General features: G+C 62.1%; 22 protein-coding genes and 1 pseudogene. 9 read left to right on the plus strand and 14 right to left on the minus strand.

Annotated elements, in window-relative coordinates; all coding sequences use genetic code 11:
• The first annotated feature begins 225 nt into the window (after positions 1 to 225).
• Positions 226 to 2,202, plus strand: a complete 1,977-nt coding sequence (locus tag OH720_RS02995) for a pilus assembly protein TadG-related protein (protein ID WP_272604506.1) — start codon at positions 226 to 228, stop codon at positions 2,200 to 2,202.
• Here OH720_RS02995 and OH720_RS03000 read toward each other — a convergent pair.
• Both OH720_RS03000 and OH720_RS03005 read right to left on the minus strand, forming a co-directional pair.
• Positions 2,172 to 4,940 carry a PAS domain-containing sensor histidine kinase gene (locus OH720_RS03000; RefSeq protein ID WP_272604507.1) on the minus strand — a complete coding sequence of 923 codons (2,769 nt, stop codon included), beginning with the start codon at positions 4,938 to 4,940 and terminating at the stop codon, positions 2,172 to 2,174. The two genes, OH720_RS02995 and OH720_RS03000, sit on opposite strands and share 31 nt — an antisense overlap.
• Positions 4,937 to 5,377 carry a TadE/TadG family type IV pilus assembly protein gene (locus OH720_RS03005; protein WP_272604508.1) on the minus strand — a complete coding sequence of 147 codons (441 nt, stop codon included), beginning with the start codon at positions 5,375 to 5,377 and terminating at the stop codon, positions 4,937 to 4,939. The genes OH720_RS03000 and OH720_RS03005 overlap by 4 nt, the downstream gene beginning before the upstream one ends.
• A gap of 74 nt (positions 5,378 to 5,451) precedes the next feature.
• Between OH720_RS03005 and OH720_RS03010 the strand changes: the two genes are divergently transcribed.
• The 3 genes from OH720_RS03010 (at position 5,452) to OH720_RS03020 (ending at position 8,194) form a co-directional block, all read left to right on the plus strand.
• Positions 5,452 to 5,922, plus strand: coding sequence for an A24 family peptidase (locus OH720_RS03010; protein WP_272604509.1), 471 nt, complete (start codon positions 5,452 to 5,454; stop codon positions 5,920 to 5,922).
• A 109-nt stretch (positions 5,923 to 6,031) separates the two neighbouring features.
• A complete protein-coding gene (locus OH720_RS03015) occupies positions 6,032 to 6,805 on the plus strand; it encodes a response regulator transcription factor (protein WP_272604510.1) in 774 nt (257 codons plus the stop codon).
• A gap of 1,032 nt (positions 6,806 to 7,837) precedes the next feature.
• Positions 7,838 to 8,194 carry a DUF6124 family protein gene (locus OH720_RS03020; protein WP_272604511.1) on the plus strand — a complete coding sequence of 119 codons (357 nt, stop codon included), beginning with the start codon at positions 7,838 to 7,840 and terminating at the stop codon, positions 8,192 to 8,194.
• A 126-nt stretch (positions 8,195 to 8,320) separates the two neighbouring features.
• Here OH720_RS03020 and OH720_RS03025 read toward each other — a convergent pair whose 3' ends face one another.
• Genes OH720_RS03025 through cpaB form a run of 8 tightly spaced genes read right to left on the minus strand, consistent with a single transcriptional unit; the run spans position 8,321 to position 15,794 of the window.
• Positions 8,321 to 8,596, minus strand: a complete 276-nt coding sequence (locus OH720_RS03025; protein ID WP_272604512.1) for a DUF3613 domain-containing protein — start codon at positions 8,594 to 8,596, stop codon at positions 8,321 to 8,323.
• A gap of 11 nt (positions 8,597 to 8,607) precedes the next feature.
• On the minus strand, positions 8,608 to 9,306 hold the full coding sequence (locus OH720_RS03030) for a tetratricopeptide repeat protein (protein ID WP_272604513.1): 699 nt from the start codon (positions 9,304 to 9,306) through the stop codon (positions 8,608 to 8,610).
• A gap of 10 nt (positions 9,307 to 9,316) precedes the next feature.
• The gene (locus OH720_RS03035) at positions 9,317 to 10,207 is read right to left on the minus strand and encodes a type II secretion system F family protein (RefSeq protein WP_272604514.1); all 891 of its coding nucleotides are present in this window, start codon (positions 10,205 to 10,207) and stop codon (positions 9,317 to 9,319) included.
• Positions 10,204 to 11,088, minus strand: coding sequence for a type II secretion system F family protein (locus tag OH720_RS03040; RefSeq protein WP_272604515.1), 885 nt, complete (start codon positions 11,086 to 11,088; stop codon positions 10,204 to 10,206). The genes OH720_RS03035 and OH720_RS03040 overlap by 4 nt, the downstream gene beginning before the upstream one ends.
• A gap of 10 nt (positions 11,089 to 11,098) precedes the next feature.
• Complete coding sequence (locus OH720_RS03045; RefSeq protein ID WP_272604516.1) at positions 11,099 to 12,379, minus strand: CpaF family protein; 1,281 nt, start codon at positions 12,377 to 12,379, stop codon at positions 11,099 to 11,101.
• Entirely contained in the window at positions 12,376 to 13,563 is a 1,188-nt protein-coding gene (locus OH720_RS03050) for an AAA family ATPase (protein WP_272604517.1), read from the minus strand. Before OH720_RS03050 ends, OH720_RS03045 begins: the two co-directional genes overlap by 4 nt.
• Positions 13,560 to 14,822: a type II and III secretion system protein family protein gene (locus OH720_RS03055; RefSeq protein WP_272604518.1), complete on the minus strand. Its 1,263-nt coding sequence runs from the start codon at positions 14,820 to 14,822 to the stop codon at positions 13,560 to 13,562. The genes OH720_RS03050 and OH720_RS03055 overlap by 4 nt, the downstream gene beginning before the upstream one ends.
• A 21-nt stretch (positions 14,823 to 14,843) precedes the next feature.
• Positions 14,844 to 15,794 (minus strand): Flp pilus assembly protein CpaB, encoded by a 951-nt coding sequence (gene cpaB / locus OH720_RS03060; protein ID WP_272604519.1) that lies wholly within the window; start codon positions 15,792 to 15,794, stop codon positions 14,844 to 14,846.
• A gap of 324 nt (positions 15,795 to 16,118) precedes the next feature.
• Here cpaB and OH720_RS03065 point away from each other — a divergent pair, with 324 nt between their 5' ends.
• Positions 16,119 to 16,337 (plus strand): Flp family type IVb pilin, encoded by a 219-nt coding sequence (locus OH720_RS03065; protein WP_272604520.1) that lies wholly within the window; start codon positions 16,119 to 16,121, stop codon positions 16,335 to 16,337.
• Between the two features lie 70 nt (positions 16,338 to 16,407).
• Entirely contained in the window at positions 16,408 to 16,821 is a 414-nt protein-coding gene (locus OH720_RS03070) for a response regulator (RefSeq protein ID WP_180204116.1), read from the plus strand.
• 141 nt (positions 16,822 to 16,962) lie between these two features.
• Here OH720_RS03070 and OH720_RS03075 read toward each other — a convergent pair whose 3' ends face one another.
• Both OH720_RS03075 and OH720_RS03080 read right to left on the minus strand, forming a co-directional pair.
• Positions 16,963 to 17,817: a MaoC family dehydratase gene (locus OH720_RS03075; RefSeq protein WP_272604521.1), complete on the minus strand. Its 855-nt coding sequence runs from the start codon at positions 17,815 to 17,817 to the stop codon at positions 16,963 to 16,965.
• 2 nt (positions 17,818 to 17,819) lie between these two features.
• Entirely contained in the window at positions 17,820 to 19,172 is a 1,353-nt protein-coding gene (locus OH720_RS03080; protein ID WP_272604522.1) for a 3-oxoacyl-ACP reductase, read from the minus strand.
• Between the two features lie 119 nt (positions 19,173 to 19,291).
• Here OH720_RS03080 and OH720_RS03085 point away from each other — a divergent pair, with 119 nt between their 5' ends.
• Complete coding sequence (locus tag OH720_RS03085; RefSeq protein ID WP_272604523.1) at positions 19,292 to 20,569, plus strand: acetyl-CoA C-acetyltransferase; 1,278 nt, start codon at positions 19,292 to 19,294, stop codon at positions 20,567 to 20,569.
• 79 nt (positions 20,570 to 20,648) lie between these two features.
• Positions 20,649 to 21,440 (plus strand): AraC family transcriptional regulator, encoded by a 792-nt coding sequence (locus OH720_RS03090; RefSeq protein WP_272604524.1) that lies wholly within the window; start codon positions 20,649 to 20,651, stop codon positions 21,438 to 21,440.
• 95 nt (positions 21,441 to 21,535) lie between these two features.
• Here the strand turns inward: OH720_RS03090 and OH720_RS31755 are convergent, their stop codons facing one another.
• Positions 21,536 to 22,303 (minus strand): methyl-accepting chemotaxis protein, encoded by a 768-nt coding sequence (locus OH720_RS31755; RefSeq protein ID WP_404821821.1) that lies wholly within the window; start codon positions 22,301 to 22,303, stop codon positions 21,536 to 21,538.
• A 138-nt stretch (positions 22,304 to 22,441) separates the two neighbouring features.
• Positions 22,442 to 23,581, minus strand: a pseudogene (locus OH720_RS31760) (cache domain-containing protein); the annotation flags it as partial.
• A gap of 195 nt (positions 23,582 to 23,776) precedes the next feature.
• On the opposite strand from OH720_RS31760, the gene OH720_RS03100 reads away from it, so the two are divergent.
• On the plus strand, positions 23,777 to 24,670 hold the full coding sequence (locus OH720_RS03100) for a PA4780 family RIO1-like protein kinase (protein ID WP_272604526.1): 894 nt from the start codon (positions 23,777 to 23,779) through the stop codon (positions 24,668 to 24,670).
• The last annotated feature ends 94 nt before the right edge of the window (positions 24,671 to 24,764 follow it).

Here is a 24,764-nt window from a genome sequence, read left to right on the forward strand (position 1 = left end):
TGTAGGAGCCAGGCTTGCCGGCGAAGAACGATAACGCGGTACTACGGATAAACCGCGGTGCCTGGTTCGCCGGCAAGCCTGGCTCCTACGGACGAACCATACAACGTGGTGTGTCAGGCGCGACGCCTGCGATGGCGAGTTGCCAGCAGTCGTGCCATCCCTTGTCTACACTGCCTTACACCCACGGAGGTCACGTTCGGCCGTGCGCCGGCAAAGGAGTGCGCGATGTCGCCTCGCATGCAGTTTCGCGGCCCTGCCCGACAAAAAGGGGCCATTGGCCTGATGGCGGCGGTGACGTTGGCGCTGGCGCTGGCGTTCATGCTGCTGGTGATCGACAGCGGCCGGCTCTACCTGGAAAAACGCAACCTGCAGCGCATCGCCGACATGGCCGCGCTTGAAGCCGCCACACGGGGCGGTGATTGTTCCACGGGTGCCACCGCGACCAGCTATGCCACCGCCAGCGCCCAGCGCAATGGTTTCCCTCTGCCCAGCGACGGGCGCGCACTGACGGTCAGCTGCGGCGGGCTGACCCTGGATGCCAACAGCCTGCGGATATTTGCCGCCGACCCTGGCAAAAGTGAAGCGATCCAGGTCATCGCCAGCCACGTCATGCCGCAAAGTCTTGCTGGCGGCATCGGCGCACTGTTTGGCGGTGCACCTGCGGGCTCGACCCTGACCCTGAAGGCCAAGGCCGTCGCCGCGCTCCCGCCGCCGCTGGCGGCACTGACCATTCGCAGCACCGTGCTGACGTTCGATGACAGCAAGGCAGCCATAACCAGTTCGCTGTTCGGCGGCTTGCTGGGAGGCAACGTGACGATCAATGCCGCAGGCTGGAATGGCCTGGTCAATAGCAACATCAGCCTGCTCAGCTACCTCAATCGCCTGAAAGTCGACCTCGGCCTGACCGCCGCAGGCTATGACCAGGTGCTGTCCAACAGCATCACCGTCAGCCAGTTGATCCAGGCCGCCATCAATGTCCTGGACCCCAATGGCACCCTGGCGGCGAGTGCCACGATCGTCAGCTTGAAGGCGCTGAAGCTGGCGGCCGGTACGACCAGCGTCGTACTGGGCGACCTGTTGCACGTCGAAAGTGGCAGTGACATCTCGGCCCTGGCAGTGAACCTCAAAGCCTTCGACCTGATTGAAGGCGTCGTGCAGTTGGCCAACAAGCAAAACGGCCTGGTGGCGACCTTGCCCATCAAATTTTCCGGCCTGGCGAAAATCACCGCGCAGGTGCAGGTGATGCAGCCACCGCAACTATCGGCCGTGGGTAATCCGAAAAAGGCAGCCTTGGCACCTTTGGGGCCTGACCGGATCTATGTTCGAACTGCCCAGGTCAAGACGTTGTTGTCGATCGACCTGCCGGTGCTGGGCGCCATCGAGCCATTGCTCAATGCAGTTGCCGATCTGGTCACACCATTGATGCCTACCCTTAAAGCACTGAGTCATCTGGATCTGGTTGAGGTGATCGATGCGCTCACCTGCCTCTTGGGTGCAGCCTGTGATACACCGGACATCAGGCTTCTACAACCATCGATACAGCTCGATGTCGCCCTGGAAGCGGGTGGTGCCTGGAGTTACGTCACGGCTTACAGTTGCATGAGCGCGACCAACAAAAGCCTGACGACCAGCACCACGACCAGGCTGATCGGACTGAAAATTGGAAAGATAACCCAGGAAGATGTGTTCGGCTCCGCCACGCTCCCGCCAACCAATGTCGTGAACCCGCTCCAAGTCATTTATGTTGGCGTGAAGACCTGCAAGCGGTTTCTGATTTTACCGACGGACTGTTACAAACATCAGTCCCTCGGCGGCATCGACATCCTGGTCAATATCCCTGTAGCGCAAAACGCCAACATCCCCCACGTGTATTCCGCACCCGCCGCCGCCAACCTTCCGGAAATCAATCAGCCACCGTTTTTCTACGCCTACACCACCAACAACATCGTCAACAGCCTGAGCACCACCGTCAGCAACCTCGGTGTGAACATGTATGGGCCGTCGGGCAGCATCGTCGGTGGCCTGGGAAGCATCTTGAACGACGTGACCACCGCATTGGTCAATGCGATCAACACCGTGCTCAGCCCGCTGCTGGACACCCTGATCAATACGTTGCTGGCGAGCCTGGGCATCGACTTGAACAAGGTCGAAGTCGGCGCCAACCTCAGCTGTCACGCCGGGCGCGCGTCGCTGGTGATCTGATCGGCGGGCACAATCGGCAGCTCGATGCAAAACCGCGCGCCCTCGGCCGAGTTGCTGACGCTGAGTGTTCCACCCATGTTCTGCACGATGCCATAGCTCACCGACAACCCCAGCCCTGTGCCGACGCCCACCGGCTTGGTGGTGAAGAAGGGTTCGAAGATCCGCTCGAGCAAGCGCGGGTCGATGCCGCCACCGTTGTCTTCAACCCACAGCCGTACCCTGTGTTCATCGCGTTCGGCGTACAGCGCGATCCACGGCTTGAATTGCCCATCGGCCTCACGCTTGCCGAGCAGCGCATCCCGGGCGTTGACCATCAAGTTGATCAACACCTGTTCCAGCTGATCGACATACCCGCGCACCTGTACCGCGAAACCGCTCTCGCTGACCCGCAGCTCCACCCCTTTGCCGCGCATCCCCTCGGCCAGTAGCGACAACGTGCCTTCGATCGCCTGGGCCGGGTCGAACGGGTGTTGTTCAATGTCCGAGCGACGGCCGAACACGCGCATGTGGTCCACCACCCGCGCGGCGCGCTGGACCTGGGCGTCGATGCGGTTGAGCTTGTCGGTCAGGTATTCGATCTGGACATCGCCATTGCCCAGGCGCTTGAGCACATTGATGATCGCCATGCGCATCACGTTCAGCGGCTGGTTGATTTCATGGGCCAGGCCGGTGGCCATCTCACCCAATGTGGCCATTTTCGCGCTTTGGGTCAGTTGTTGCTGGGCGCGCCGGACTTCGGTGTTGTCGCGGCCCACGGCCTGGACTTCCAGCAGGCGGCCTTGCTCGTCGAACACGCCGCGATCTGACCAGACCCACCAGGCGTGTTCCCGGCCGGGCAACTGCAGGTTGATTTCCGCGGTGCTGACCGGGAACTCCGGGCTCAGTTGGCTCAGGCGCTGCAGGAAGGACTCGCGCTGCTGCGCCGACAACCAACTGCCCAGGTTCACCCCCGGCAAACCCTCGGGCGAACATTCCAGGTACGTCGCCAGCGGCCGGTTGCCAAAAGTCAGGGTCAGGTCCGGACGGTAGCGGCAGATCATGGCCGGCGAGTCCTCCACCAACATCCGGTAACGCTCCTCGCTCTGCTTGACGTGCTCGGCCGCCAGCGTCGCTTCGGTGACGTCCAGCCACAGGCCGACGGCTTCCACCGGCAAGCCCAGGTCATCGCGCAGCAGCCGGGCTTCGTCGAGCAGCCAGTGGTAATCGCCACGACTGTCGCGCAGCCGATAACGAGCGCGTACCGAACCTTCGCGCAGCAGCAGGCGGGTGCGCTGGAAATAGCGCTCGCGATCCTCGGGGTGCACGCGATCGACCAACGCCGCACCGGCGCAATCGGCCAGCGTCCAGCCCAGCAAGGGTTGCAGGCTGTCGCTGAAGAAGGTGGGTTGCAACGCACCTTCGACATAGCGCTGCACGTAAATCACCGCGGGTGAACTGGCGATCAGATTGTCCAGGCGCGCATGGGCGGCAGCGGCGAGTTGCTCCTGGTTCTTGATGTCGCTGATGTCGAGCATGAATCCGACAAGACGCCGTTGGCTGCCTACGCCCAGGGCCTGGCCTTGCAAGCGATACCAGACCGTTGGAGCGTCGCCGTCGGCACGGTGCAGGCGCACGCACAACAGCAATGGCGTGCCTTCGTGTTGCAAGTCCTGCAGGCGGCTGTGCAACTCTTCGCGGTCGGCGGGGTGCACCTGGGTGAGCCAGTCCTGCAGCGGCAAACGTTCATGGCCAAGGTTCAAGGCGCGGGTCAGGGAGGGGGCCAATTGCACCTCGGTGCTGTCGCTGAACATTTCCCACCAGCCGGTGCCGAGCAGCGCCTGCAACGACTCCAGGCGCTCCAGCTGCAGGTGGTGTCGATGTTCGCGCAAGCGTTCCAGCAAAGGGCCGGCGAGGGCGGCGGCGAACTGCAACCAGTCGCGCTCGCTGACGTCCGGGGCCTGTTGATGGACCGGGTAACAACCACAGAGCAACCAGGCCACCACGCCTTGAGCGTCGTGATAGGGCACGGCGAAACCCTCGGCATTGCCAAAGGTGCCTTGCAGCCGCGGGTGTTCGGCCAGGTTCAGGTGATACGGCGTGGAGCCGTTCAAGCTGTCGAGACCGGTACCCAGGCGCTGACCGTTATGCCACAGGCTGGACACGTCGAAGTCGGCATAGTGTTGGTGAATCTGCCAGCCCTGCTCCTGCTCATCGAGCAACGCCAGGGCGATACAGGGAATGTGAAAGCGTTGCGCCAGCGATTGCAATTGGTCGGTCAGCACGTCGGGCAAGCGCGTCAGGCCGCACAGGCGCAACTGCTCCCCGATCTGTGCCGCGAGCAGTTGGCACTGCTCGCGCACGCGCGCTTGTCGGCGTTCAAGCAGCAGGTCGCCGATGTCCAGCAACTGCAGCAACCAGGCATCAGCCATTGGCTGGACCCAGCCACGCAGGTGCAGGGGCGGGCCGCTGAGGCTGTAGAAATCCAGGTCCAGGTGCTGGCCTTGCCAATCGGCGGGAGCGCCCTCGATAGCGAGGCTGCAATGGGGCAAGAGAAAATCCTGCAGATGCGCAAGTTGTGCCGTAGGCACCTGCTGGGCCAGCAGATGTCGCAACGGGCCGGTCAGGTGCAACACCCGGCCTTGGGCATCGAGCTGTATTTGCAGGCCGACGCTGAGCACGCTCGGGGGCGGCGCGATTTCCTGATGCGCGGGCGGGTGGCGGTTGAGCAGGCGCCCGAAAAGTTTATCCCCGGCACTCAAAATTGCAGACTCGAACTGGCGGTGAGCGTGGCCGGTAAATTCGGCACGGGGCCAATCCCCGGCAGGTTCAGAAAGGGAATCACCGCGTTCAACTTTTGCGAGGGATAGTGGATGACCACCTTCAACACGCCGCCCGTATAAGTGGTGGTCGTGTCGCTGGCGACATCGAAATTCAGCCCGGCGGGAATCCACGCCAACTGCCGAGTCAGTTCCTGCTTGACGATGTTTTTCAGCGCGGCCTCGTAGCCGGGCGTGTTCGGGTCCAGGGCCACGCTACGACGCACGGCTTCGGCGGTCGACTGGTTGAACGACTGCATCAGCAGCAGCGGCAGGCTATACGTGACAATCGCGTAGAACACGGCAAAAAAGATCACGAACACCAAGGCAAATTCAATCGCTACGGCACCTTTTTGCTTACGAGGGAGGTTGCTTTTCATGGGTGCGTCTACCCTGACATCACGAAGTAATGTCAGCATAGAATCATTCCGCCATAACGGACGTTTTTTACCGGATGCCAAGCTTTGTCCTACTGATCTGGCTGACGCTATGCGCAGCCCAGGATGCCCGGCAACGGCACATCGCCAATCGACTGACCCTGGGCGTCGGGGCGCTGGCCCTGGCATACCTGCTATGGAGCGGAACCACCTGGATCGGCGCACCCGCCGAGCAGGGCGGCTGGGCCGCGTTGCTGGCCCTGGCCTTTACCTTGCCCGCCTACGCGATGCGTCGCCTGGGCGGCGCGGACGTCAAACTCATGACCGCCCTGGGGCTGGCGACCGATGGTCGGCATGTACTGGGCGTATTCATCGGCGCCGGCCTGGCCAGTGTGTGTTGGCTGCTGCTGGCGCCAAGAGTCTGGCTTCATATCAGTCAAGGGCTTAGAAGTCGCCTGTGTTATCTGGAGCCCGGTCTGTCAAGGAAACAACCCTTTGCCCCCTTCCTGCTGGTGGGGCTGTTGCTGACGTTTGCCTGGCTCGGTTAGACATCTGTTTTTGTACAGCAGCGAAAGAGCGACTACTTTCATACAGGGGTCGAACAGCCTCAGGTTCAGTAATAGGACGGTCAGTCCTTGGCCTTGCAGGGAGTTGCACGTGAACAAGCGTACTTCGGCAGTAAAAGTCCTTGTGGTCGACGATCAGCCCTTGATCGTTTCAGAGCTTTGCGAATTTCTTGAGAGTAACGGCTACCGCTGCGTTCCCTGCGAATCCAGCCATCAGGCGATCGAACATTTCCAACAAGACACGGACATCGGCCTGGTCCTCTGCGATTTGCACATGCCTGGCCTGGACGGCATTCAAATGGTCCAGGAGCTGCAACGCCTGAGCGGCAAACACCGGGCTTTCGAAGCGATCATGCTCACCGGGCAGGCGGACAAGCAGGATGTGATCAAGGCATTGCGCGCCGGTGTTGCCGATTACTACCAGAAGCCGATCGATCTGGGCGAGTTGCTTGAAGGCGTGCAACGCCAGGAAGTGGCACTGCAGGAACGGCACAAGGCGTTGCAGTTGGGGCATCTGAACCAGAAGCTGCAATACCTGTCCGAGTCGCTCGATGATCTGTATCAGGACCTGGACCGGGTTCGGCGCACACCGCTAGCGTCGGGCGGGGATGACGGCGATAAGGAGCGGACCGAGATCCCGGCGATCTTCAATCAGCTATCGCCACGTCAACTGGAGGTGGCGCGGTTGGTGGGCAAGGGGCAAACGAATTATCAGATTGCCTGCGAGTTGGGCATTACCGAGAACACGGTGAAGTTGTACGTGTCGCAAGTGTTGCGGTTGACGCATATGCATAATCGCACGCAATTGGCGTTGGCGTTGACGCCGAGTAATTTGGGCCAGCGGCATCGGGCGTCGACGAGCTGATCCCCGCTGTAGGATTTTGTGTACATATCCATTCCTACGGTAACGGCCACTTATGGTTTCGCCCTTACGGCGACTCACTTTTTTTTCAAACGCCAAAAAAAAGTAAGCAAAAAAAGGCTCGCCCCAGCGTCCGGCCCCTCGCTAAGGCTCGGGGTTCCTTCGCTCCGGTATCCATCCGGGGACACTGCCCTCCGGTTGGCTTCGCTGGCACCTACATGCAGCGTGTTCGACTGCGTCGAACGGCGCTGCGCGCCACTCCCCGGATGAACACCTCCACTCAGCCTCCCGAAGGGGCCGGCAGATCAAGATCAAAATCAAAAGCTGAAGGCGAGCTAACGCTCGGCCTGATGAGTGGTGAAGAGCGGAGGGTGTACACCGATCCACTGTAGGAGTGAGCCTGCTCGCGATGGCGGCCTGCCAGCCGAAAAACATCTGGCAGATATACCAATCCCCTGTGGGAGCTGGCTTGCCAGCGATGGCGGCCTTACAGCCAACCTGTTTCCTGCAGATGTACACAGACCCACTGTAGGAGTGAGCCTGCTCGCGACGGCGGCCTGCCAGCCGACCAACATCTGGCAGATGTACCCATCCCCTTAGGGAGCGAGCCTGCTCGCGATGGCGGCCTGACAGCCGACCTGAATCTGGCGGATGTACTGAATCTCCTGTAGGAGCGAGGCTTGCCCGCGAAGACGGCCTGACAACCAACCATTGTTGTGCGGAATCCCTCAAATCCCTCGGAAACATCCGACACGCTTTTCAGGTTGTCCGTCAGACGCCTGACCTCTAGCCTTTGTCCGTCGCTGAAAAAATCAGCGTCCGGGCGTCGCGGCTCGATTCCTGAGGCATAATCGCTCCACAGAACAACAACACTTTTCGGTGTCTGTCGTTCGTGTCATGGCGCCTGTGCGCGGGATACCTTCGGGTATGCCGAGCAGCCTCTGGGAATCGGTCCGCGAACCCGCGTACAGCTGCCACCCCAAATTGCATCGCGGCGATTTGGACGTGGCTCCATTTCATCCCAGAGGTGTAACCATGATCAAACCCACCCCCAATCCCCCCGCACCCGACGACGTTTCACCCTACCAATCCCCCAACTCAAAAACCCTCCACGAAGCCGCCGACCGCGCCCTCGATCACTACCTCAATCCACTCAAGACACCCACCGTGCGCAAGCCCAGCACGATGTTCGTCATCTCGCCCGATATCGACACCGAAACCCTGCTGGCCCACGCCTGTGAATCCCTTGCGTCGGCGAGTGTCATGGCCAATGACTTCGCGGCGTTCCTGGAGGGGTCGCAACGCAATACGCTGCTGGGGATTGCCCAGGTGATCATGCTGGGGGAGCTGGCGGTGAATCGGGCGCTGGATAACCTCGATCCGCAGCCATAGCGCTCCGCCAAGGAGACCGCATCATCGTTCATCGCGAGCAGGCTCGCTCCCACAGGGGAATGCATTTCAATTGTAGGAGCGAGGCTTGCCCGCGAAGATGGTCTGTCAAACGCCAAAAAAATCAGTTTATTCCTGCGATCCGCTGTTCACCGTTCCACCCTCATACTGATCAAAGAACTCCGGGATCTCATGCTGAAAACTTTTCAACCAGCGCTGCATCGCCAGTTCACGCTCGGTAGCGCTGGCGGTTTGCGGCTTGGTGGAGGCGGCAGTGTTGCTGCTTTGCAGTTGCAGCCAGCCTTCAGTTTCCTGTTGTTGCGCCGAGGAGGGGCCGGCGTCGATGGCGTGGGCGGCCAGTGGCAGGGTCAGCAGGCCGAGGCAACAAAGGGTGGTCGGTTTCATCTGGGGGCTCCCTACTGAACGGCGGCGACTTGCGCGGCTACGGTCGATCCAGGCCTGGCTGGCCGCTTGAGTTTCTCGGCGCGGGCCTGGGCCTGGGTGACTTGGGCCGGTTTCAGGCCAAGGCGGCTGACCAGCTCGGCGGCGCGGTTCCAGTCGTCCTGGTAGATCAACAGGGTCACCAGGTTCACGGCGGCCAGTTGATCGCCCTGCTTGAGCTCGATGGCGGTGAGGAATTCGAATTTGGCGTCTTCGATGCGCAGTTGATTGAGGTACACCACGCCCAGGTCGTTGCGGATTTTTTCGTCGGTGGGCGCCAGTCGGGCGGCCCGTTGCAGGTGCGCCTGGGCCAAACCATGGTCGCCCCGGGCAGCGGCGAGTTGGCCCAGGCCGTGTTCGGCTTCGGCGGCCAGGCAGCCGCCGAGCAGGCTGCGGTACAGCGGCTCGGCTTCGTTGCGGTCCAGCAGTCGATACACCTTGGCCTTGCGCAGGCGCACGTCGGCCAGGTTATCGGGCAGGCTCTGCAGGTTGGCGAGGCTGGCGTGCAGCTTGCCGTCATTGGCCATGTCATCGGCCAGGTTCAGCGCCAGCTGTTGTTCGGCGTTCAATTTGCCGCAACTGGCGGTGCCGGTCATGGCACTCCAGGGTGTCTGTCCGTTGCTCGCGCACCCCCCCAGCATCAGCAGACACAAACCTGCAATCATTGCTTTCATCACGATTCCTCTAGGAAGCAAAAGCCCGGGCGAGGGCGGTGAAGCCCGGGCCCGCCAGTACGATCAATAACGCCGGGAAGAGGAACAGCATCATCACGACGGACATTTTTGCGGACATCTTGGAGATGTATTCCTGAAGACGCGCCAGGCGCTTGTCATCGAGCAACAGCTTGAGCGCCAGCAGGGATTTCATTGCACCGCCGCCCTGATGGATCAGCTGTTGCAGGATCACGCAGGTGTCAGTGAATTCGTCGACCGCCAGCAAACGGCTGGCCTTGTTCAGTTCATCGCCCAGCTCCAGGCCCGAGTCGACGCGGGCCAGCACCAGGCGCAACTCGTGGGTCAGTTCGGGCATCAGTTGTTTGCCTTCATTGCTCAAGACGCGCAGCGATTGCTCCACGGCCATGCCCGATTCGAACAGGATGCGCAGCAACGGTATGAAGGTGGAGATTTCCATCGCCAGTTTTTTCTGCCGGTGGTGCGCCGCAGCGGCCAGCAGTCGCTTGGGCAGCAGATAACCGATCCCCAGGGCGAACGCCGGGACCAGCCACGGGCGCGTGACCTGGGAGAAGAACAGCCCCTGCACCAGTGCACTTAGCGCCAGCGCCAATACCGGGACGCCAACCTGCAAGGCGGCGAACAACGCCCGTTGCCGCGCGGTGCGCCAGCCCAGGCAATTGAGCAGCGTGTGGGTTTCGTTGTCGAGCTTGACCGACTGCTGGCCGACCCGGCTGGTGCCCAGCGCGTGCAGCCATTGGCTGAAGCGGCTTTCGCCTGGCGTTTTGCCGTCCAGGCGCTGCACCACCTGGCGCGCACGCCGACGCAGTTGCACCATGACGCCGATAAACAAGCCCGAGGCCAGCAGGAACAGCAGCGAGCTCAGCAGCAGGGACGGGTTCATAGGCTGCGCAACATCCGCCACAGCGCCAGGCAGCCGAACACCTGGAGGGCGAGCGCTCCCATCAGCATCGATTGCCCCGAACTGTCGTCCCACATGGTCATCAGGTACTTTGGATTGGACATCAGGAAGTAGCCGGCGACCCCGACCGGCATCAGCGCCAGGACCACCGCCGTGACCCGGGTTTCCCCGGTCATGGCGCTCAATTGGCGAGCTGCCTGTTCGCGTTCGCGGATGATCTTGATCAGGTTTTCCAGCAGTTCACTGGCATTGCCGCCGTAGCGGTGGTTGACCTTCAAGCCGAGGGCAAACAGGCGAAGTTCGTCTTTGTCGTAGAGCTCTGCGAAGTCCGAGGTGGCGTCCGGCAGGCTGATGCCCATGTGCACCTGGCGTTTCACCCGGCCCAAGGCATCTTTCAGCGGGTCTTCGGCGGCGTCGATGGCGCCCAGCACCGCATCGGCCAGGGTGCGCCCGGACTTCAGGCTGCGCACGCTGTGATCGAGCAGCGCCGGCAATTGTTCGATCATGCGCTTGAGCCGGCGCTGGTAACGCCAATCGACATACAGGCGCAGGAGCAGGGGCGGCAACAGCAACAGGGCAAGCAAGCCCAGCCAGCCGCCACCGATGAAGCCGAGCAAGACACTCGAGCCCCACAGCGTTAGCCACACACCCAGGCGTTCGGTGGGCCGCCCGAGGCCGGCGCGCAAGAAGGCTCGATCCAGTCCCGTCCAGGGTGTTTTGCGCGCCACCCGCTCCGGTTGCCCTTGGGCCAGGCGTTCCAGCACGCGCTGGGTGCCGGGTTCGCGCAAGCCGCGAACGAGCAGACGAGCCGACAGCCCAAGCAGCGCCAGGCAAACGAGGATGAGCAGCAGCGGTTTGAGCATGCCGTGGCCTTCAATACATCGAGGGAGAGAGCGCCGATTCACGGCGCAGTTTGTCACCGGCGGGATTGACCGCCTCGCGCATGAAACCGAAACCGCTACGACGGTCGAGGCGAAACAGCGTATTGGTGACGTACACGTCTTCACGGATGCCGATCACCTCGACCACTTCGCTGACGCAGCGGCGGCCATCGGGCATGCGCGTCAACTGGATCACCACGTCCAGTGCCGCGCAGATCATCTGGCGCAAGGTTCGTTCGGCAATGCTGCGACCGGTCAGGCCGACCAGGGTTTCCAGGCGCAGCAACGCATCCTGCGCGTTGTTGGCGTGCACGGTGCTCATGGAACCGTCGTGGCCGGTGTTCATCGCGGTCAGTACGTCGACCACTTCGACACCGCGGATTTCGCCGAGGATGATCCGGTCCGGGCGCATCCGCAGCGCGTTGCGAATCAGGTCGCTGGCTTTCACCTCGCCATGGCCTTCGGCATTCGGCGGCCGGGTTTCCAGGCGCACCACGTGGGGGTGGCCCAGTTGCAGTTCGGCGACGTCTTCGATGGTCACCAGCCGTTGGTGCGGGTCGATCAACTGGCTGAGAATGTTCAGCAGTGTGGTCTTGCCGGTGCCGGTGCCACCGCTGATCAGGATGTTGCAGCGTTTGCCCACGGCCTCTTGCAGGAATTCGTAGATCGCCTGGTCGATCGATTGCATGGCCACCAGGTCGGTGCTGTTGAGCATGTCCTGGCGAAATTTTCGAATCGACAGGCACGGGCCGTCGAGCGCAATCGGTGGAATGATCGCATTGACCCGGCTGCCATCTGGCAGGCGCGCATCGACCATCGGCGAAGACTCATCGAGCCGCCGGCCCAGGGGCGCGAGGATGCGCTGGATGACGCGCTCGACATGGTGCGCATCGATGAAACGCAAGTCGCTCTGATGCAGTACGCCATCGCGCTCGATGAATACGCGGTGCGGGCCGTTGACCAGGATTTCGGTGACGGCCGAATCACGCAGCAGCACTTCCAGTGGGCCGAAACCTGTGAGTTCGTCGACGATCTCTTCGGCCAGGCGCTCCATCTCGTAGCGCGAAATCGCCAGGTGCAGGCGCGCGATGTATTCGGCGACTTTGTCGATGACGAACTGCGCCAGCACCTGGCGCGAGCCTTCGAGCAGGTTTTTCCCGGACTCCTCGATGGCGTCGATGATGTAGCGGTGCAACACCAGTTTCAGGCCTTCGTGGTCGGTGTTGCCGGCCACCCCGCGGTGCGTTGCGCCGAACAGTTTTTCGCTGCTCATGGCGTACCTCTCAAACGGCTGAACCAGGACTTGGGCTTGGCCAGGTTTTCGGAGCGTTTGGCCAGGCGTTCGCCGAGGTTGCGCAGACTTTGAGTGAGCACTTCCCGGGGGGCCAGTTCGAACAGGGTCACGCCCTGGTTCTTGGCGTTCAAGCGCACCTCGGGGCTGTAGGCGAGGGTGGCGATGATCTCCATGCCGAAGCTTTTGCCCAAGGCTTCGGAGTCTGGTGCGACGCTGCGCAGGTAGCGATCCACCAGCAGCTTGGCGTGATCGAGTTTCATGCCTTTTTCGCGCCACAGGTTCAGGACCGCCAGGTTGCGGCGGCAGTCGAGCACGTTCTGGTCGGTGTACCACAGCAGCTTGTCGCAATGGCTGACGAAGGTGCGCAAGGCTTCGCTGTCGGGCTGGCCGGTGAGGTTCACGACGATGTGCTGGAAGTGCTGGCGCAGGGCGCTGAGCAGCATGTACAACTCGGCGGCGCTGGTGTGTTCCAGCGGTTCATCCTGGGTGGCGTAGGCGAGGATCCGCAGCCCGGCTTCGCAACGGGTAAAGGCGCTGTCGATCAACGTCGCGTCGAGGCGACGCAAGTTGCGCAGGGCATCACCGAAATGAAACGAACTCTCCAGGCCCAGTAGGGCCAGGCTGTCCCCCCGTGGCAGGCCGAGGTCGAGCAGCAGCGTTTGCTGTCCGCTTTTTTGCACCACCTGCGCCATGTGGTTGGCCAGCAGTGCGCCGTCGGCGTTGCTCTGCACGCCGTACAGTACGGTCAGGCCGCCCAGGTGAGTATTGGGCACCACCGGTGGCAGGCGTTTGCTCTGGCGCCGCACCAGCCCGGCGACTTCACTGGAGCGCGAGCCGTAGGCCACGAAGTCCCGGGCCCCGGCGCGCATGGCGTTGAGTACGAGCTGGTTGTCCATGCCGTCGCCCAGCGCGACGATGGCCAGCCTCGGCTTGGCTTCCAGGGCGCCTTCGATCAGTGCGCACTGGGCCACGACGTGCTCACGGTCCAGGCCCACGAACACCAGGCTGGCCAGGGTCACGTCCACCAGCGCCAGCAATTCGTCGAGGCTGCCGCCACCGGCGCTGACCACTTGGCCCAAGGGGGCGAGCGCGCCTTGCAGCCATTCAAGGTCGGTGCTGTTGCGCGTGATCGCGAGGAAGGTCTGGCTCAGGTTCTGGCTCATTGCGATAGTCCGCTGCGTTTATCGAAGTCGCCGTTTTCGAGGAAGTACAGGCGGTACCAGTTGGGGTCGTAATTGCGCAGTTTTTCTCCCGGCAGCGACGGCAGTTGCGCATTCACGGCCAGCGGCTGCACCAGGTGCGGCGTGACGATCATCAGCAGTTCCCGTTCTTCGCGATTGATCGAGGAGCTGCGAAAGAACGCGCCGAGTATCGGGATATCGCCCAGCCCCGGAAACTTGTCCACCTGCGAGGTGTTTTGCGTGCTGATCAGGCCGCTGATGACGAAGCTTTCGCCATCGGCCAGGGAGATGCTGGTGTCGGTACGGCGAATGGTGAACGCCGGCACCGTGGTGCCGCCGATGGTCACGGCGTTGTTGTAATCCAGTTCGCTGACTTCGGGAGCGACCTTGAGGGCGATCTGGTCGTTGCTGACCACCGTTGGCGTGAGCGTCAGGCGGATGCCGAACTCCTTGTATTCGATGGAGTAGCTGTTGCTGTTGGCGCTGGGAATCGGGATCGGTATTTCACCGCCCGCCAGGAAGCTTGCGCTTTGTCCGCTGATCGCCACCAGGCTCGGCCGCGCCAGGGTGTAGGCAAAGCCACTGCTTTCCATGGCATTGATGATGGCCAGGAAGTTGCCGCCGCCGGCGACGATGTTGTACATGTCGTTGGCCAGCGGAATGCTCGGCACGGCAATCCGCGGATCCAGGTTGCGCAACGGGAACACCCGCGGGGTCACTGCCGTGTTGGGCACGGTACCGGGGGAGCCGAACAGGAAGTTCGAGGTTTTGCCGTAGATCGAGGTACTGGCTTCCTTAAGCTTGGTGCGACTGACTTCGACGAAGCGGATGTCGGTCTGCACTTGCGATGGCAGCAGCGGGTCATCGGAGGGTGACTGCCGGGCACTGGTCATGGCCGTCGTCGCGCGGCCCTGGACGAATACCATGCTTTGACGCGGCGCGCTGGCACAGGCGGTCCAGACCATCAGGCTGGTGGCGCCGGAGCCCATGCCGGTGAGCAGGAATGCCTGGTCGCCATTGACTCGCACGTCGGCGATTTTCGGGTCGCCCACCGCGATCCGGGTGATTGCCACGGGCGATTGCACTTCCTGTTGCAGGCCTTCGCCCACTTCCAGCACCGCTGGCAAGGGGCCCAGCGCGGCACAATTGCCGTTGGCAGCGATGGCTGCCGTCACCGGCAAGCCGCTCAGCAAGGTGGCCCAGATCAAGCCGTTGAACAACGGCGTACTACGTCTGCGCATTAAAGCGTTTCCTTGCTCGATTCAGGGGGACTTTTGCGTGGTTTCGTTGCCGCGGATGACTTCCACACCCGACCGGCGAGGCGCGGCTGCGCTACTGGCGACCATGGGCCTGGGCGGCGCGGTCATGGCCAACTGGTTGAACTGGATCAAGTCGCGATTGGCGTTGGCGATGTTGGCCGCAGAATCGCGTTCACCGGCCCAGTAACGCGCCAGGCGTTTTTCCTCGGCGCTGCGCACGGCCAGGCGCAACACCCCGGACTGCGCGGCGAGCATCAAGCGGCTCACCAGGGGTTCGGGGACGGCGAGCAGCACGGTGCGGGCGCTGGCGCGCTGTTGTTCCTGTCGGAGTTTTTCATCGTTGCCATGGGCCGGGCTGGAGGGCTGGCCATCGTTGGTCAGGCCCAATTGCTCGCCCACCCCCAGTACACGCAAGGCCGGGACCGCGAGTTGGGCCGAGGGCTGGATGTTGTTGGCGTCCATGCGCAGGAACAGCAGCACATCGACATAGTCCCCGGGGGTCAGTTGCCCGCCGGCATTGATCACTTCATCCACGGCCACGGCGAGTGCGCGCTCATCGGGCCGGATCATCCGCGCCAGCTTGCCGCCGCCTTCAAAGCTCTCGTCGTTGAGCCAGCTACCGGCAGTCAGGGCGCGCCAGGGCGTGCGGCCAATGGCTTGATCGAGTCGGGTCAGGCTGCCGGCCGGGACGGTCCGCAGTTTTTCCAGGGCCACATCGGCGGCAGTGATTTGCACGAACGGGGCGATGTCATGCAGCAACACCACGATCGGTTGGCGCGTGTCCTCTTCTGCCTGGGCAGTCGGTGCGGGGCTTGTGGATGTCAGGGGGGCGATCGCGGCTTGCGCGACGGGCGTGGCGGTCGGATCACGGGTCAAGGTGAAGCCCCAATAACCGGCAATGACCGCACCCGCCAGAGACAGTCCGGCTAGGCCTAGGATGACACGACTGTTCATGACGGCACTCCCTTCCCCGCTGCACAAAGAACTCGTTTTCCGCAACGAGACAACTACGCAATCAGGCAGCTATGAACATGGAACTATTTCGCTATTGGACGGTAGCGCAGCTAGAGCAAAACGCCATTACTCGGCAGGAAATTTCTAACGAAAAATCGAAGTTCAGCTCAAATCAAAGGTTTTTTGACGTCAACGAACCGATTAATACTTTCGTGTTAATGCGTTTTTACAGTTGTTCGGCGGGGGAATGCCGACAATGCTGGTGCTGGCACAGGGGAATCATGTTGCGTCGGTGCAACACTCGGTGTCCTCAAGGAGAACCTCATGTCTTTCGCCAAGCTGCTCCAGAAGGTCAAATCTGAAATCGCTTTTTACAAAGGGCTGGCGAAGGATACCGAGGGGGCTTCGGGTATCGAGTACGCCATCGTCGCCGCGATGGTCGCGGTGGTGATTGCCGGGCTCAGCGGCGGCATGGGCACGACGATCACCGGAATCTTTACAAGAATCACCGGTGCAATGGTGGCTGCCCCCGCCGGTGGTTAAGTCGGCTGTCACTTGCTAATGCACAAGGCGGGTTCTAATGTCAGCGCTTAGTCTATTCCAGGTGTTGCCTATGAACGCTCCCGCACTGCCGCGCCAACAACTGCTTCTGGTCGATGACGAGGAGGATGCGTTGCTTGAGTTGGCGGAGTTGCTGGAGGGTGAGGGTTTCAATTGTTTCACCGCGACTTCGGTCAAGCTGGCGCTGCAGCATCTGACGCGTAATCCGGATATCGCGCTGGTCATCACCGACCTGCGCATGCCGGAGGAGAGTGGAATGTCGTTGATCAAGCGCTTGCGCGAGCACACGGCGCGCCAGCATCTGCCGGTGATCGTGATGTCCGGGCATGCCGACATGGAGGATGTCAGCGACATGTTGCGGTTGCAGGTGCTGGACCTGTTTCGCAAGCCGATCTACCACGTGCGGTTGCTGGAGACGCTGAATAACCTGTTCCCGCAGCCGTTGGGGGAGTTTGCGAGGCGCTGAATCCGTTATGGGCCGGATGAAAAACCTGTAGGAGCCAGGCTTGCCGGCGAAGGCGTCTTTGAATTCTGCGCTGGTCTTTCGGACGCCTTCGCCGGCAAGCCTGGCTCCTACAACAAGAAGGTGTTTGTCGTCCGATTAGCGTCAGGCAATCGGCCGCCAATGGCCCACCATGTGCTCCAGATCACCCGCCCCGACCAATTGCAGATCCCCACTTGAACCCGCGGCGCTGGCCAGTAACGTCACCTCACTGGGCAGGCGCACCGGCTTTTTGAATTGCACTGCGATCTCGATATTCGCGGCCGGCAGATGCTCGGCCAGGGCGGCCAGGGTGCGGGCTTTGTTCCACAGTCCATGGGCAATCGCCGAGGGAAAACCGAACATCCGGGCGCTGGCCGCACTCAGGTGAATCGGGTTGTAGTCGCCCGATACCTTGGCGTACTGCCGGCCGATGTCCGCGGGCGCTGTCCATTGGGCGACTTGCGTCAGTGCCAGTGTCGAGGCGAGCAGCTCCTCGACGGGCTCGCCCTCAAGCTTCACCCCTCGGCAAAGCATCTGGCTTTGCGCCTCCCAGAGCGTTCCCAATTGATCATCCAGCGTGGTCACCAGATCGAAGGTCGCGCCCTTCGCATGGGGTTGCAGGTTCTCCACGCATACGCTGGCCCGCACTCGATGGACCCCGCCCATGGGCCGCAGCACGCGGATGCGATTGCTCAGGTGAATCAGCCCCAGCAGCGGGAACGGAAAGTCCCGGGCGGTAAGCAATTGCATCTGCAAGGCGAATGCAAGGATGTGCGGATAGGTGGGTGGCAGCAGGCTGTTGTCGGCGAAGCCGCAGACCTTGCGATAGGTCGCCAGGCGCATTGGATCGACATCGAGCCAGCAGCGCAAGCCCGAATCGGGCAGGGTGGTGCCGGTGATTTTGCGCCGCGTCGCCGCCTGCACATACAGCCCCGGCAGGCTGGGTTCGCGATTGAGGGTGTGCCAGTCGATGATCATGCCTAGGCCCCCAGGACGCTTTGCCCGCAGACACGCAATGCTTGCCCTGTGAACGCGCCCGTACCCGGTTGCGCGAGCCAGGCCACGGCTTCGGCGACGTCTTGCGGCAGGCCGCCCTGGCCCAATGAGCTCATGCGTCGTCCGGCTTCACGCAGGCCGAAGGGAATGTGTGCGGTCATCTGGGTTTCGATGAAACCCGGCGCCACGGCATTGATGCTGATGCCCCGCCCATGCAACAGCGGCGCCCAGGCCTGTGCCAGGCCAATCAGCCCGGCCTTGCTCGCCGCATAGTTGGTTTGTCCGCGATTGCCGGCGATGCCGCTGATCGATGCCAGCAGGACCACCCGGCCATCGTCGCGCAGGGTGCCGCTGTCGAGCAGGGCTTTAGTCAGCACTTGCGGGGCGTTGAGGTTGACGGCGAGCACCGCGTCCCAGAACTCCGGGGTCATGTTGGCCAGGGTTTTGTCCCGGGTGATGCCGGCGTTGTGCACCACGATGTCGATGCCGTCGGGCAACTGTTCCACCAATTCCGTCGCGGCATTCTCGGCGCAGATGTCCAGCGTGATACCACGTCCGCCGAGGCGTGCGGCGAGGGCGTCGAGATCGGTCCTGGCCGGGGGCACGTCGAGCAGGATGACCTCGGCACCGTCACGGGCCAGGGTTTCGGCGATGGCGGCGCCAATGCCCCGCGCAGCGCCGGTGACCAGTGCCTTGCGCCCGGCCAGCGGGCGCGTCCAGTCCGTGACCTGGGTGGCGCAGGCCGCAAGGCCAATCACTTGCCCGGACACGAAGGCGCTTTTCGGTGAGAGGAAAAACCGCAGCGGTCCTTCCAGTTGATCCTCCGCACCCTCGCCAACATGGATCAGCTGCAGGGTGCCACCGCTGCGCAGCTCCTTGGCCAGCGAGCGACTGAAACCTTCGAGGGCGCGCTGGGTGCTGGCGGCGAACGGGTCACTCAAGGTCCGCGGGTCTCGGCCCAGTATCACCAGGTGGGCACTGTGGTCGAGATTTTTCATCAGCGGCTGGAAAAACTCGCGCAGCTGCTTGAGCTGGTCTACCTGCACCAGGTCACTGGCATCGAACACCACGGCCTTGAGTTTCGGGCCGTGTCCGGGAATCCACGCGGTCGCCATCGAGGGTTCGGTGCCGTAGGTGTAGATCGCGTCCGTCAGGCGGTTGGCGAAGGCGCTGACCTTTTCCGCCAGTGGCCCGCCGCCAATCAGCAAAGCACCTTCGACAGGGCGCAATCGGCCCGCTTGCCAGCGTTCCAGACGTACAGGCGAAGGCAAGCCCACGGCTGCGACCAGTCGATGGCCGATGGACGAATTGGCGAAGTCGATATAGCGGTCGGACATGGAACGCGCTCCAGCAGATGAGGTTCAAAGTGTGGACCATGAATGGCAATCAGTCGTTCGATTCACTGGAAAAGGCCTACGCTTGCGGGTAGTGGCCTTCACAGAATAGGAAGCTTTTCATGACTCAGCTGCGTCGCGTCGCGATCATCGGCGGTAACCGGATACCCTTCGCTCGCTCCAACGGGCCGTACGCCACCGCCAGCAACCAGGCCATGCTCACGGCCACACTCGAAGGCCTGATCGAACGCTACAACCTGCATGGCCTGCGCCTTGGCGAAGTGGTTACCGGGGCCGTCCTCAAGTTGCCGCGGGACATGGCCCTCACACGCGAGTGTGTGCTCGGTTCGCGGCTGTCGCCTGCTACCCCGGCCTACGACATCCAGCAGGCTTGTGGCACCGGGCTGGAAGCTGCGCTACTGGTGGCGAACAAAATTGCCCTGGGCCAGATCGATTGCGCCATCGCCGGTGGCGTCGACACCACCTCGGACGCGCCGATCAGTGTCAGCGACGGGTTGCGCAAGATTCTGCTGCAAGCCTATCGCGCCAACACAACCGTTGAAAAACTCAAACCCTTCCTGCAGTTGCGTCCCCGGCATTTGATTCCCGAGTTCCCGCGCAATGGCGAGCCGCGCACCGGAATGTCCATGGGCGAGCATTGCGAGCTGATGGCGCAGACCTGGAACATTGACCGAGAAGAGCAGGATCAATTTGCGCTCGAGAGCCATCAGAAGCTGGCCGCGTCCTATGCCGAAGGTTGGCAAAACGACTTGATGACGCCTTTTTTCGGCCTCACCCGCGACAACAATTTGCGCCCGGACCTGACCCTGGACAAACTCGCCTCGCTCAAACCCGTTTTTGAGAAAAGCGCAAAAGGCACCCTGACTCCCGGCAACTCCACACCGCTGACCGATGGCGCCTCGCTGGTGCTGTTGGGCAGTGAAGAGTGGGCGCAGGCGCGTGGCTTGCCGATCCTTGCCTACCTGCGCGATGGCGAGGCAGCGGCGGTGGATTTCGTCAACGGCGCCGAGGGCCTGTTGATGGCGCCGGTGTATGCGGTGCCGCGGTTACTGGCGCGCAATGGCCTGACCCTGCAGGACTTCGATTACTACGAAATCCATGAAGCCTTCGCCGCGCAAGTGCTCTGCACCTTGAAGGCCTGGGAAGACCCCGAGTACTGCAGAACCCGCCTCGGCCTCGACGCGCCGCTGGGCTCGATCGACCGCAGCCGACTGAATGTCAAAGGCAGTTCGCTGGCGGCGGGGCATCCATTCGCTGCCACGGGTGGGCGCATTGTTGCCAACCTGGCGAAGTTGCTCGATGCGGCGGGGAAAGGGCGCGGGCTTATCTCGATCTGCGCCGCAGGTGGTCAGGGGGTGACCGCCATCATCGAACGTTAACCATATGTCCGGTGTTGAATAGAGGGGTGACATGGCCTAACGTCGCCACATTAGCCGTCTCGCAACACAAGGCCAGGCAATGCCGACTAACGGACAGGTTTCTCTCGAACGCAGCATCCCACCGCTCATTACACTGCCACGCCCTCTGTACGCCCGGGTGGAGAGCCTCAACGCCGGGTCGTGGACGCCGTCCCATCGACACGACTGGGTGCAGTTTTCCTATGCCATCAGTGGCGTACTCGGTGTGCACACCGCCGAGGGCAGTTTCTTCGCGCCGCCCCAGTGGGGCATCTGGATTCCGGCGGACCTTGATCATCAGGTCGTGACCTCGATGCGCGCCGAAATGCGCAGCCTGTATGTGCGTCGCGAAGATTGCGGGTGGGCGGACGGGCGTTGCCGGGTACTGGAAGTGACGCCGCTGGCCCGGGAGCTGATCAAGAGTTTTTGCCTGCTGCCAGTGGAATATCCACAGGGCGACAGCCCGCAAGCGCGGCTGGTGAGTGTGTTGCTCGATCAGTTGGCGACGTTGCCGGAAGTCGGTTTTTCCCTGCCGTTGCCCCGTCATGAACGGTTGCTGGGGTTGTGCAGCGAGCTGATCGAAAATCCCGAGCGCAATGTGACCCTGCACGAATGGGCCGAGCGCCTGGGTACGTCGGAAAAAACCCTGATGCGCCTGTTCCAGCGGGAAACCGGGTTGAGTTTTCGTGGCTGGCGCCAGCGTATGCGCTTGCTGTCGTCGTTGAGTCTGCTGGAGGAGGGCGACAGCGTGACCAATGCCGCGCTGGCCTGTGGGTATGACTCGACGTCGGCGTTTATTGCGGCGTTCAAGTGCCTGTTCGGGTTTACCCCGGGAGAACTCTTCCGACAGTGATGGCCCCTTCGCGGGCAAGCCTCGCTCCTACAAGGACGATGCGTACTGCTGTAGGAGCGAGGCTTGCCCGCGAACGGCGGCCACCGGGGATTGGATCAGGTACGGAACCGCCGCACCAACCCATCCAACTCATTCGACAACCCGGCCAGGCTCTGGGAATCCAGGCGCGCCGAGTTCGCCAGTTCGGCCACCAATTGCGCATCGCCATGGATCTGGCTGATGTGTCGGTTGATGTCTTCGGCCACCTGATGCTGTTGCTCCGCCGCCGTGGCAATCTGGGTGTTCATGTCGCGGATCACGTCCACCGACTCGCGGATCTGCCCGAAGCTGTTGCGCGCTTCGCCGATGCGCGTCACCGATTGCTGGGACACTTCCAGGCTCGCATGCATCTGTTGGGTCACCTGGCTGGTGCGCTTGGCCAGGTTGCCCAGCAGCCCGTCGATTTCCGCGGTGGAATCGGCCGTGCGCTTGGCCAGCGCCCGCACTTCATCGGCCACCACCGCAAAACCACGGCCCTGTTCACCGGCCCGCGCCGCTTCGATGGCCGCGTTCAGCGCCAGCAGGTTGGTCTGCTCGGCGATCGAGCGAATGGTCCCCAGGATCGACTGGATGTCGTTGCTGTCGCGCTCCAGCTGTTGCATCGACTGGGCCGACTGTTCGATTTCCTGGCTCAGGCGATCGACGCTGCTGACGGCCGCGTCAATCTGTTGCTGGCCTTCGCGGGCCTGGCGCTGGCCGCTGTCGGCGGACTCGGCCGCCTGGCTGCAGGAACGCGCCACTTCGTTGGCGGTGGCGACCATTTCGTGGAATGCCGTGGACACCATGTCCACCGCTTCACGCTGGCGTCCAGCGGCTTCGGCCATGTCGCTGGAGACCTGGGTCGAGCTCTTGGACGTGGCCAGGATGCTGGTCGCGGCGCCGCCAATGCTCTGGATCAGGTTGCGAATCGCGGTCAGGAACTGGTTGAACCAGTTGGCCAGTTGCGCGGTTTCGTCGCTGCCGCGGATTTGCAGGCTCTTGGTCAGGTCGCCTTCACCCTGGGCGATGCCTTCCAGGCCGTCGGCCACGCTGCGGATCGGTCGCACGATGACGCTGGCGAAACTGGCGCCGACGATGGCGAAGATCACCGCCAGTACCGCGGCGATGATGGCGATCAACCAGGTCAGTTGGGTGGCGGTGCTCATCACATCGCTCTGCTTGATCAGGCCGATGAAGGTCCAGCCCAGTTGCTCGGACGGCCAGACGTTGGCCATGTAGCGCTCGCCATTGAGTTCGACTTCGACCAGGCCTTTGCCGGCCTTGGCCAGTTGTGCGTAACCCTCGCCGAGGCTGCCCAGGGCCTTGAAGTTGTGTTCCGGTTGCTTCGGGTCGACCAGTACGGTGCCGGAGTTTTCCAGCAGCATCAGGTAGCCGGTTTCGCCGAGCTTGATCTGCTTGACCAGTTCGGTGAGCTGTTTGAGCGACACGTCGATGCTGACCACGCCGCCGTTGGTGCCCAGCTTGTTGTCGATGGTGCGTACGGTGCTGACGTAGGACGTATCGTTTTCGGCCCAGTAATAGGCTTCGGTACGGAACGGCTTGCCCTGTTTGGCCTGGGCTGCCTTGTACCAGGGGCGCTGGCGCGGGTCGTAGTTGGCCAGTTTGGCATCGTCCGGCCACGATACGTAACCACCGGCCGCAGTGCCGAGGATGGCGTAGGCGTAAGACGGATGGGCGTTGCCCAGGTCCTGCAGGAAGCCGAAGACTTTTTTGTCCATTTCGCCCTGGGGAATGCTGGCGGCGTTGGCGTTCATGTAGGTCTTGAGGCTGTCGTCGGAGTTGGTGATCAGCGGCTGCCGGGCCAGGTATTCGACGTTCTGGCTGATGCCGTCGAAGAATAGTTGCATGGCATTGCTGACTTGACGGATTTCGCGACCGCTGTTGTCGACGAATTCGTCCTTGGCATCACTGCGCAAGTTCAGCACGACAAGGGTGGCGACCAGTACCACCGGCAAGCAGGCGATGATTGCAAACGCCCAGGTCAGTTTTTGTTTGATGTTCATCCGCGCTCCAGATTTTCTTGTAGGCCCACGCAGTGCAGATGACTCGCGGTTTATTGGCAGCCGTAAACGTTGTTGATCCCGGTTCCCTGAGTGCGGCATCGTTATTGTTGTAAAAACGATTGTCGGACAAATCACTTTGTCACTTAGGACTTCGGCTGTTGCCTGCGGAAATTGAGGGCTGTTTTGAAAAATCACGCGAACGGTACGTCGGCACCCCCTCCCCCGAATGGATGGATTGCCGTATAACGAATGACTTTCGCGTGTTTGGTAATAAAGGACCCACAATAAAAGCTGATGAAGACTCCAAAACGCATTGAACCCCTGATCGAGGACGGTCTGGTCGACGAGGTGCTGCGCCCACTCATGAGTGGTAAAGAAGCAGCTGTTTATGTGGTGCGCTGCGGCAACCAGTTACGTTGCGCGAAAGTCTACAAGGAGGCGAATAAACGCAGTTTTCGTCAGGCGGCCGAGTATCAGGAAGGCCGCAAGGTGCGCAACAGCCGACAGGCCCGGGCCATGGCCAAGGGTTCCAAGTTTGGCCGCAAGGAAACCGAAGACGCTTGGCAGAACGCCGAAGTGGCGGCGCTGTTCCGCCTGGCCAATGCCGGTGTGCGCGTACCCAAGCCGTATGACTTCCTTGAAGGCGTGCTGCTCATGGAGCTGGTGGCCGACGAGTACGGCGATGCGGCACCGCGCCTGAACGACGTGGTACTGGAGCCGGACCAGGCACGCGAGTATCACGCGTTCCTGATTTCGCAGATCGTGCTGATGCTGTGTACCGGCCTGGTGCACGGTGACCTGTCCGAGTTCAACGTGCTGTTGACCCCGACCGGCCCGGTGATCATCGACTTGCCGCAAGCGGTTGACGCGGCGGGTAACAACCACGCTTTCAGCATGCTGGAGCGGGACGTGGGCAACATGGCGTCCTATTTCGGACGGTTTGCGCCAGAGTTGAAAAAGACCCGGTACGCCAAGGAGATGTGGGCCTTGTACGAGGCGGGTACCTTGCACCCGGCCAGTGTCCTGACCGGTGAGTTCGACGAACCGGAAGAACTGGCCGATGTCGGCGGCATCATGCGCGAGATCGAGGCCGCACGCCTGGATGAAGAGCGCAAGCAAGCGGCACGTGCCGCAGACGATGCGCCATCGGGCAAAACCGAAGAACCGCCTCCGCCCTGGATGCAGTGATCGGTTAATCAAAAACCCGGCTTCGGCCGGGTTTTTTATGCACAACACAAATCCTTTGTAGGAGTGAGCCTGCTCGCGATAGCGTCGGCACCTT

This window comes from Pseudomonas sp. WJP1, assembly GCF_028471945.1.
GTDB lineage: Bacteria > Pseudomonadota > Gammaproteobacteria > Pseudomonadales > Pseudomonadaceae > Aquipseudomonas.